The organism is Pseudomonas sp. o96-267, from assembly GCF_003935465.1.
GTDB classification, from domain to species: Bacteria; Pseudomonadota; Gammaproteobacteria; order Pseudomonadales; family Pseudomonadaceae; genus Aquipseudomonas; species Aquipseudomonas sediminis.
The window spans coordinates 40350-47229 of sequence record NZ_RHQP01000039.1 but is presented as its reverse complement, the minus strand read 5'-3'; the positions used below and the strand labels follow the sequence as shown (position 1 = coordinate 47229).

5 protein-coding genes are annotated in these 6880 nt (G+C 65.1%); all 5 read right to left on the bottom strand.

The window, feature by feature from the left end:
- Positions 1–142: 142 nt before the first annotated feature.
- Complete coding sequence (locus EGJ86_RS21560; protein WP_125836570.1) at positions 143–2131, bottom strand: acetyl/propionyl/methylcrotonyl-CoA carboxylase subunit alpha; 1989 nt, start codon at positions 2129–2131, stop codon at positions 143–145.
- Between the two features lie 160 nt (positions 2132–2291).
- Positions 2292–3089: an isohexenylglutaconyl-CoA hydratase gene (gene atuE, locus EGJ86_RS21555; protein WP_125836569.1), complete on the bottom strand. Its 798-nt coding sequence runs from the start codon at positions 3087–3089 to the stop codon at positions 2292–2294.
- Positions 3090–3143: 54 nt separating this feature from the next.
- Positions 3144–4304 carry a citronellyl-CoA dehydrogenase gene (gene atuD / locus EGJ86_RS21550; RefSeq protein ID WP_125836568.1) on the bottom strand — a complete coding sequence of 387 codons (1161 nt, stop codon included), beginning with the start codon at positions 4302–4304 and terminating at the stop codon, positions 3144–3146.
- Positions 4305–4375: 71 nt separating this feature from the next.
- Positions 4376–5992, bottom strand: a complete 1617-nt coding sequence (atuC, locus tag EGJ86_RS21545) for a geranyl-CoA carboxylase subunit beta (RefSeq protein WP_125836567.1) — start codon at positions 5990–5992, stop codon at positions 4376–4378.
- 4 nt (positions 5993–5996) lie between these two features.
- The gene (locus EGJ86_RS21540; RefSeq protein WP_106735247.1) at positions 5997–6866 is read right to left on the bottom strand and encodes an SDR family oxidoreductase; all 870 of its coding nucleotides are present in this window, start codon (positions 6864–6866) and stop codon (positions 5997–5999) included.
- Positions 6867–6880 lie beyond the last annotated feature (14 nt).

Sequence of the window (6880 nt, the reverse complement as noted above, 5' to 3'; positions counted from 1 at the left end):
GGTGTTTATATATGATTTGTTTTTTTTTTTTCGTGTTTTGGTGGGGGTGTTTTTTTTGGTGGGGGGGTTGGGTGTTTGCTGCGGTGTGTGTTTCTTTTTTTTTTCCCCCCCCCCCCCCCCCCCCCCCCCCGCGGTGATGTGGTCAAACCTCGGCGGCTTCGATTTCCACCAGCAACTGGCGATTCTTCACCTGGTCGCCCTGGCTTACGCCGACGCGGCGAACGATGCCGTCGACGCCAGCCTTGAGCGGGTGCTCCATCTTCATCGCTTCCAGCACCACCAGCAGTTGCCCCTTGCTGACGCTGGCGCCCTCGGTGACCAGTACATCGACGATGGCGCCATCCATCGGTGCCTTGACCGCGCCGCTGCTGGCGGCGTTCTGGCCGCCGGCCGGCTCGTGGGTGACATCAACCAGTTCCAGGTTGCCGTGCTCACCATACAACCACAGGTGCTCGCCTTCGATGTGGTAAGCCTGGCGGCGGCGCACACCGTCCAGTTCCAGGGTCAGCCAGCGACCGTCGCTGGCTAGCAGGCGCAGGGACAGCTGTTCCTCGCCATGACGCACGCAAAGGTGCGCTTGGGCGCCGCTGGCGAGTACGTCCAGCTCCACGGCGTGCTTGTGCTCGCCCTGCTTGAGGACGAAACGCCAGGGCGCACTGCCGGCGCTGCGCCAGCCGGACAGGCCGGGCTGATGCGCACGGGCATCGGCCGAGGCCTGGTAGAGCAGGGCGGCGGCCATGGCCAGCTCGGCCAGGCTGGCGGTGTGCGGATGTAGGCTGGGGTCATCGGCGAAGTGTTCGGCGATGAAGGCCGTGGTGGCATTACCGGCCGCGAACTCCGGGTTCTTGAGCAGGTTGGCGAGGAAGCGCTGGTTACCGTTGACGCCGAGCAGCACGCACTGCTCGACGGCGCGCACCAGCTTGCGCCGGGCTTCGTCGCGGGTTTCGCCGTAGGCGATGACCTTGGCCAGCATCGGGTCGTAGAAGGGGGTGACAGCCTGGCCTTCGACCAGGCCGTGGTCGATGCGCACATCAGCCAGCAGTTCGGGCTCCCAGCGCAGAACCTGACCAGTTTGCGGCAGGAAGCCGGCGGCCGAGTCCTCGGCGTACAGGCGCACCTCCATGGCGTGGCCGGTGAGGCGAATGTCGTCCTGCTGCAGCGGTAGGGGTTGGCCTTCGGCGACGCGAATCTGCCAGGCCACCAGATCCTGCCCGGTGATCAGCTCGGTAACCGGGTGCTCGACCTGCAGGCGGGTGTTCATTTCCAGGAAGAAGAATTCGCCGCTGGCGTCGAGCAGAAATTCCACGGTGCCGGCGCCGACGTAGCTCACCGAGGCTGCAGCCTTGACCGCCGCTTCACCCATGGCCTTGCGCAGCTCCGGTGTCATGACCGGGCAGGGTGCCTCCTCGACCACCTTCTGGTGGCGACGCTGCACCGAGCAGTCGCGCTCGCCGAGATAGACGATATTGCCGTGCTGGTCACCGAAGACCTGGATCTCCACATGGCGTGGGCGGATCACTGCGCGTTCGAGGATCAGCTCGCCGGAACCGAAGGCATTCTGCGCCTCCGAGCGGGCGGTGCGAATCTGCCCCAGCAGTTCGGCGGATTCGTGCACCAGGCGCATGCCGCGGCCGCCGCCACCGGCACTGGCCTTGATCATCAGCGGGTATCCGATGCGTTCGGCTTCGCTGGCCAGGGTGTCGTCATCCTGGGCGGCGCCTTCGTAGCCGGGGATGCAGGGCACGCCGGCCTCCAGCATGGCGATTTTGGACAGGCGCTTGCTGCCCATCAGGTGGATGGCTTCCACGGTCGGGCCGATAAAGACGATGCCGGCTGCTTCACATGCGCGGGCGAAATCGGCGTTCTCGGAGAGGAAGCCATAGCCGGGGTGGATGGCGTCGGCACCGGTCTTGCGCGCGGCTTCGATGATGGCGTCGATGCGCAGGTAGGACTGGTTGACCTGGGCCGGGCCGATGCACACGGCTTCGTCGGCGATCTGCACGTGGCGGGCGTCGGCATCGGCCTCGGAGTACACCGCCACGGTGCGGTAGCCGAGTTCGATGGCGGTGCGCATCACCCGACAGGCGATCTCGCCGCGGTTGGCGATCAGGATCTTGTTGAATGCGGGCATCTTTGTGTTCCTGCTGTGCTACCTGGATGGTCTGTTCCGGATGGCATCCGGGTTACGTCAATTCATTCCCTCTCCCCTTGGGGGGAGGGTTAGGGAGAGGAGCTGCGCAAGGCCAAACCCTCTCCCCCAGCCCCTCTCCCGCAAGCGGGAGAGGGGAGTTTTACTGTACCCATTTCGGCTTGCGCTTCTGCACGAAGGCCATGGTGCCCTCGACGCCTTCGGCGCCGGTCACGGCGGCGGCGAACCGTTCGGCAGCGCGGTCGAGCAACGGGCCGAGTGCTTCGCGTTCGCTGGCCAGCAGCAGGGCCTTGGTCTGGGCATTGGCCTGTGGCGCACATTGGCGAATCTGCTCCAGGGTTTCGTCCAGGCGCTGTTGCAGGGCAGCTTCATCGTGCTCGCAGTAGTGCACCAGGCCCAGACGCAGGGCCTCGGCACCGTCGAAGCGGGCGGCGGTCAGGGCCAGGCGGCGCGCATGGGTCAGGCCGATGCGGTGCACGACGAAGGGAGCGATCTGCGCCGGGAGAATGCCCAGCGTAGTTTCCGGCAAGCCGAACTTGGCGCCGCTGGCGGCGATGGCCACGTCGGAGACGCAGGCCAGGCCGAAGCCGCCACCCAGCACGGCGCCTTCCAGCACGGCAACCAGCACCTGCGGCGCGGCCTGGGCCTCTTCCAGCAGCGCACCGAAGGCGCGGTTCAGCTCGCGGTAGGCGTCCCCACCTTTGGCGCGGGCGCCAGCCATGTCCTTGATGTCGCCGCCGGCGCAGAAGTGGCCGCCGGCGCCGCGCAGAACCAGGGCGCGTACGTTCGGATCATGGCGCACGGCCTCCAGGGTGGCGCGCAGCTCGCTGACCATGGCCAGGCTCATGGCGTTGCGACTGTCCGGCCGGTTGAGGGTGACGTGCAGCACGCCACCGATGTAATTCAGCAGCAGGGTTTCGCAGTGGGGCAGATCGTTCATCGCATAGCCTCGGTGTAGGGCGGGTGAAACCCGCCGCACGGGATGAGTGGCAGGTCAGCCTTTCTTTTTCCCTGGCAGGATGCCCATCAGCTTGCAGATGATGCCGAGCATGATTTCGTCGGCGCCGCCGCCGATGCTGACCAGGCGCACGTCGCGGTAGGCGCGCGACACCGGGTTGTCCCACATGAAGGCCATGCCGCCCCAGTACTGCAGGCAGCTGTCGGACACTTCGCGGCCCAGACGGCCGGCTTTGAGCTTGGCCATCGACGCCAGCTTGGTCACGTCGCGGCCTTTCACGTACTGCTCGGTGGCCTGGTAGACCAGCGCGCGCAGGCACTCGATCTCGGTCTGCAGCTCGGCCATACGGAAGTGGATGACCTGGTTGTCGATCAGTGGTTGGCCGAAGGTGTGGCGCTGCTTGCAGTAGTCGATGGTGGTGTCGACGCAGTGTTCCAGACCCTTGATCATGTTGGCCGCGCCGAACAGGCGCTCTTCCTGGAACTGCAGCATCTGCATCATGAATCCGGCGCCTTCGTGGCCGATGCGATAGCGCTGCGGCACACGCACGTTGTCGAAGAACACCTGGGCGGTCTCGGAACTGCGCATACCGAGCTTGTCCAGGTGCGGACTGACGGTGATGCCGGGCGTCTTCATCGGCACCACGATCAGCGACTTGTTGACGTGCGGCTTGTCGTCACTGGTATTGGCCAGCAGGCAAATGAAGTCGGCCGACGGCGAGTTGGTGATCCACATCTTGCTGCCGTTGATCACATAGTCGTCGCCGTCTTTGCGGGCGGTGGTCTTCAGGCCCGCCACGTCTGAGCCGGCGCCGACTTCGGAGACGCCGATGCAGCCGACCATCTCGCCGGTGATGGCCGGACGCAGGAACTCTTCGCGCAGCTCATCGGAGCCGAAGCGTGCCAGGGCCGGGGTGCACATGTCGGTCTGCACGCCGATGGACATCGGGATGCCGCCGCAATGGATGGTGCCGAACTCTTCGGCGGCGACGATGGAGTAGCTGTAGTCCAGGCCCATGCCGCCGAATTTTTCCGGCTTGGAGATGCCCAGCAGGCCCAGCTCGCCGGCCTTCTTGAAAATGTCATGGATGGGGAAGCGGCCTTCCTTTTCCCACTCATCGACGTGCGGGTTGATTTCCTTGTCGACAAAGTTGCGGACGGTACGGCGGAGTTCTTCGTGCTCTTGAGTGAAGATCATTGTTGTTGTTCTCCAGTAGAGTGCGCTGTGCGCACCGCGATCTTGGTTGGTGCGCATGGCGCACCCTACGGTCAGAATCTCGCGACGCCGAAGCTGTTCTTCTTCAACGGTCGCAGGTTGGCTTCGGCGCAGATGTCCAGCAAGAAGCCCAGCAGCTTGCGCGTATCGCGCGGGTCGATCAGGCCGTCGTCCCACAGGCTGGCGGTGCCATAGAGGGCGGTGGACTGGCTGTCGAGCTTCTGCGCAGTGACTTGTTCGAGCATGTCGAGCATCTTCGGATCGGCTTCCTTGCCTTCCTTGACGTGCTTGTCCTCGGTGACGATGCGCAGCACCTTGCCGGCCTGGGCGCCGCCCATCACGGCGGTCTTGCTGTTGGGCCAGGCGAAGATGAAACGTGGGTCGAGGCCGCGGCCGCACATGGCGTAGTTGCCGGCGCCGTAGGAGCCACCTACCACGATGGTGAGCTTGGGCACCGTGGCGTTGGCCACGGCCTGAATCATCTTCGAGCCGTGCTTGATCACGCCGTTTTGTTCCGATTCCGTTCCGACCATGAAGCCGGTGGTGTTGTGGAAGAACAGGATCGGCGTGTTGCTCTGCTCGCAAAGCTGGATGAACTGCGCCGCCTTGGCCGCGCCCTGCGGGGTGATCGGGCCGTTGTTGCCGATGAAGCCGCAGGCCTGGCCTTCGATCTGCAGGTGGCCGCAGACGGTCTGGCTGTCGAACTCGTTCTTGAAGTCGAGAAACTCCGAGCCATCGGCGATGCGTGCAATGATCTCGCGTACGTCGTAGGGCTTCTTGGCGTCGGCCGGCACCAGGCCGAGCAGTTCCTCGGCCGGGTAAAGCGGCTCACGCCAGCTTTTTGCCGGACGCGCCGGCAACTGCTGGTTCCAGGGCAGCATGCCAAGGATCTCGCGCGCCAGGCGCACGCCGTCGGCGGCGTTCTCGGCCAGGTACTCGGCGGTGCCGGCGACCTGGGCGTGCATCTCGGCGCCGCCGAGTTGCTCGTCGGTGGCGATCTCGCCGGTGGCGGCTTTCAGCAGAGGCGGGCCGGCGAGGAACATCTTGGCCTTGCCGCGTACCACCACCACGTAGTCCGACAGGCCGGGCTGGTAGGCCCCGCCGGCGGTGCTGGAGCCGTGCACCACGGTGATCTGCGGCAGGCCCATGGCCGACATGCGCGCCTGGTTGGCGAAGCCGCGCGCGCCTTCGACGAAGATGTCGGCGGCGTAGTTGAGGTTGGCGCCGCCGCTCTCGGCCAGGGTCACCACCGGCAGTTTGTTCTCGAAGGCGATCTGCTGCAGGCGCAGGGATTTCTTCAGGCCCGTGGGGGAGATGGTGCCGCCCTTGATCGCGCTGTTGTTGGCGATCACCAGGCAACGCACGCCGGCGATATAGCCGATACCGGCGATCAGGCCGCCACCGGCCTGGCTGCCGTCCTTGTCGTCGTGCAGCTTGTAGCCGGCCAGCGAGGACAGTTCGAGAAAGGGCGCGCCGGCATCGAGCAGCAGGTTGATGCGTTCGCGCGGCAGCAATTGGCCGCGCTTCTCGAACTTGGCCTTGGCTTCCTGGGCCTTGTCGAGCACCTTCTGCTCGACGTCGCGGAAGGTCGCGATGGCTGTCAGCATGGCGTCGCGATTTTGCGCGAAGGCTTCGCCATGGACATCGATTTCCGATTGGATCACGGGCATCGCCTTACTCCTGATCTTTCAGTACGTCGGGCACGTAGGCCCGGTGGAAACCGTTGTAGGACTCGCTGTTTTTCGCCTTGCCCAGCGTCCAGGCGCGGGTGCCCTGGCTGGCGGCGCCATCGATACGGATGGTGTTGCCGCTGATGAAGTTGGCGCCGGGGCTGAGCAGGAAGACGATGGCCGCGGCGACCTCGGACTCGGTGCCGATGCGCTGCAGCGGCACGTGATCCTTGAGGTTGCGGATCATGTTCTTCATCGACTCGGGGTAGGTGTCCATGCCGCTGGAGGCGATCCAGCCCGGCGCCACGGCGTTGACCCGCACGCCAGCGTGGCCCCACTCGTAGGCGGCGGTCTTGGTGAAGTTCTCCATGCCGGCCCGCGCCGCGCCCGAGTGGCCCATGCCGGGCATGCCGCCCCACATGTCGGCGAGCATGTTGACGATGCTGCCACCGTGCTTGCTCATGCTTTGCAGGAAGACTTCCTTGGCCACCAGAAAGCCGCCCACCAGATTGGTGCGCACTACGGTCTCGAAGCCTTTCTGATTGATGCCGATCAGCGGCGCGGGGAACTGGCCGCCGGCGTTGTTCACAAGCTGGTGGATGCGCCCGCGTTCCTTGATCACCGCGCCGATCATGGCCTTCACGGCTTCTTCGTCGCGGATGTCGCAGACTTGGAAGCTGGCGCTGCCACCGTCCTCGGTGATCTCGGCGCAGGTCTTCTCCAGCTTTTCCTGCTTGCGCCCGACCAGCACCACATGAGCGCCCAGATGGGCCAGCTCGTGGGCCACGCAGCGACCGATGCCGCTGCCACCACCGGTGACCAGAATGGTCTGTTCATTGAACAGGCCAGGTTTGAATACGGAGTCGTAGCTCATTGTTCTTGTTGTCC

Excerpts from the sequence above, each read along its gene's own strand:
- EGJ86_RS21560 (WP_125836570.1), bottom strand. The coding sequence starts at position 2,131 with ATGCCCGCATTCAACAAGATCCTGATCGCCAACCGCGGCGAGATCGCC.
- atuE (WP_125836569.1), bottom strand. The coding sequence starts at position 3,089 with ATGAACGATCTGCCCCACTGCGAAACCCTGCTGCTGAATTACATCGGT.
- atuD (WP_125836568.1), bottom strand. The coding sequence starts at position 4,304 with ATGATCTTCACTCAAGAGCACGAAGAACTCCGCCGTACCGTCCGCAAC.
- atuC (WP_125836567.1), bottom strand. The coding sequence starts at position 5,992 with ATGCCCGTGATCCAATCGGAAATCGATGTCCATGGCGAAGCCTTCGCG.
- EGJ86_RS21540 (WP_106735247.1), bottom strand. The coding sequence starts at position 6,866 with ATGAGCTACGACTCCGTATTCAAACCTGGCCTGTTCAATGAACAGACC.